The organism is Micromonospora sp. CPCC 206061, from assembly GCF_036906915.1.
In the GTDB taxonomy this organism is placed as follows: domain Bacteria; phylum Actinomycetota; class Actinomycetes; order Mycobacteriales; family Micromonosporaceae; genus Phytohabitans.
This window is the reverse complement of sequence record NZ_JBAKHX010000180.1, coordinates 1-2525: the sequence shown is the minus strand read 5'-3', so window position 1 is coordinate 2525 and position 2525 is coordinate 1. Positions and strand designations below refer to the sequence as shown.

The following is a 2525-nucleotide window of genomic DNA, read 5'->3' as shown; positions in this document are numbered from 1 at the left end:
CGTTGCGACACGAGGTCGCACTTTGCGAGTGGACTCGCAGTTAGGAGGACCGGCGTGATGTCGGTGGTGTAGTCCCGGGCGCGTGCTCGTTGCCTGGCCCCTTCCTTGGCGTGCGTCGCTGGTAACGGCGGGGTGCGGAGCCCGGGGGAAAGCCGAAGGATCTCCATCCCACTGTGGAGGTCACGGGCGAGGGGCAGACCGGGCGGGTGAATCGCGTGAACCTTCGTTGATGCCTCGTGAATAGTGGCCCCGTGTGGTGGGATGCGGTAGCGGGGTGCAGGGACGTGCCGTTGTGATGCGGCAGGCGCTGGCCGGGCACGGCATTCGGTCAGGGGAGCACCGTCGGTCCCCGGGGTATAGAAGGCACCCAACCCGGTCGTATCTCGTGAGTGCGGAACGTGGAAACCCCGACGGGGTCCGCCGCCGTGACGGTGCGCGGTAAGCCGACCGTGAGGAAGGCCCAACTCCCCGAGCGGGACCAGGATGACCCGAGAAGCGAACGCCGGCGGCCGAAAGGCAGCAGGAAACTACGGCAGCGTGCTCGCCGCCCTTCTGGCGAGGGTCGTGGATAACTGGCCGGATACCGGGCCGTTGGTGCCCGGCCGTGAAAGCGGGCTGACGCGGGTCAGGTGAGCCTGTGCGGAGACGATGACGACGAGGCTGGAACCGAAGGGCAAGTTAGGCGCTGCCGTGGCTGCGGTCGGGGTGGTGAACGGACCGGAGGACCCGCCGGACTGGCACGCGGTGGATTGGCGTGCTTGTGAGCAGCGGGTACGGCGTTTGCGTCAGCGGATCTTCACGGCGTCGCAGGCGGGGGACCTTAAACGGGTCCGGAACCTGCAGAAGTTGATGCTGCGGTCCCGCTCGAACACGCTACTGGCGGTTCGGCGGGTCACCGAGATCAACGCTGGACGTTTGACGGCTGGGGTGGACGGCAGGATCGTCTTGCACGCCCAGGACAAGGCTGATCTGGCGGTGGCCGTCCACCGTGGACAGCGGCCTTGGCAGGCCCAGCCGGTCAAGCGGGTGTATATCCCGAAAGCGGACGGTCGACGCCGTCCGCTCGGCATTCCCGTGATCGTCGACCGAGTGTTGCAGGCTCGGGTGACGGCCGCGTTGGAGCCGGAGTGGGAAGCCCGGTTCGAGCCGAAGTCGTATGGCTTCCGGCCGGGCCGTGGCTGTCAGGACGCGATCCAGTCCACCTTCCAGACGGTCAAGGGTAAGAACCCGGCCCGGCGGTGGGTGCTGGATGCGGACCTGAAAGCGGCGTTCGACCGGATCGACCACAACCATCTGTTCAGCCAGCTGGGCTGGTTCCCGGCCAGGGAACAAGTCCGGGACTGGTTAAGGGCGGGCGTGGTCGAACAGGGCTGGTTCACCCCGACTGAGGAGGGCACTCCTCAAGGCGGTGTGATCAGCCCGTTGCTGTTGAACGTCGCCCTGCACGGGATGGAGCGCGCCGCCGGGGTCCGTTACCGCACCGTCGATAGCGGCGGCGCGGTCACCTTCCCGGACAGCCCGGTGCTGATCAGGTACGCCGACGACTTCGTCGCTTTATGCCGCTCCAGGGATGAGGCGATGCACGTCAAGGCCCGGCTGGCCGCGTGGCTGAGGCCCCGAGGATTGGCCTTCAACGAGGACAAGACCCGTGTGGTCGACCTCGATGACGGCTATGACTTCCTCGGGTTCACCGTCCGCCGCCTGCACGGCCTGCTGCTGATCAAACCGAGTAAGACGGCGGTCAGACGGATCCGGCAACGGCTACGCACCGAGGTGCGTGCACTGCGCGGCAGTAACGCCGCCGCGGTGATCGCCCGCCTCAACCCGATCGTCAGGGGCTGGGCGGCCTACTACCGGAGCGTGGTGGCCAGCGAGATCTTCAACTCGCTGGATCACTACCTGTGGAAACTGGTCTACAAATGGGCCAGACATACCCACCCGAACAAGCCGACGAGTTGGGTCGTGACCCGCTACTTCGGCATGTTCAACAAGTCCCGGCGAGACCGGTGGGTCTTCGGCGACCGCGACAGCGGTGCCTACCTGCACAAGTTCGCCTGGACCAGGATCGTTCGGCACCAGATGGTCACCGGCACCGCCTCGCCCGACGATGCGGCGCTGACCGGCTACTGGACCAGCCGGCGGCAACGACCACGGCTGCAGCCCCCGATAGATCGCATCACCCAACGGCTGCTGCATAGCCAGAATGGGCGGTGTGTCCTATGCGGACAGTTGCTGCTACACGCCGACCATCCGCCGCAAACCCCACGACAGTGGGAACAGTGGTACGGCGGCCTGCGCAAAGCTATGGATTACAACGCCATCAGCCTACGCCAGGACAGCATGCCGCACGATCCGAAACTCCGTCTGCTCCACGCACACTGCCACCGCCGAGCCATCGGCAAAACGGCAGACCAGGCACCTGCACGCCAGCGACCCACCAGGGCTTGCTTGAGCCGGATGCATGGAAACGTGCACGTCCGGTTCTGAGGGGGCGGCGGCGCAGCAATGCGCCGCCGCTACCCGGC

The 2525-nt window shown here is 66.5% G+C and carries 1 protein-coding gene; it reads left to right on the top strand.

The features are described 5' to 3' along the window. Positions 1–708: 708 nt before the first annotated feature. The gene (gene ltrA, locus V6V89_RS41165; protein WP_334625167.1) at positions 709–2487 is read left to right on the top strand and encodes a group II intron reverse transcriptase/maturase; all 1779 of its coding nucleotides are present in this window, start codon (positions 709–711) and stop codon (positions 2485–2487) included. The last annotated feature ends 38 nt before the right edge of the window (positions 2488–2525 follow it).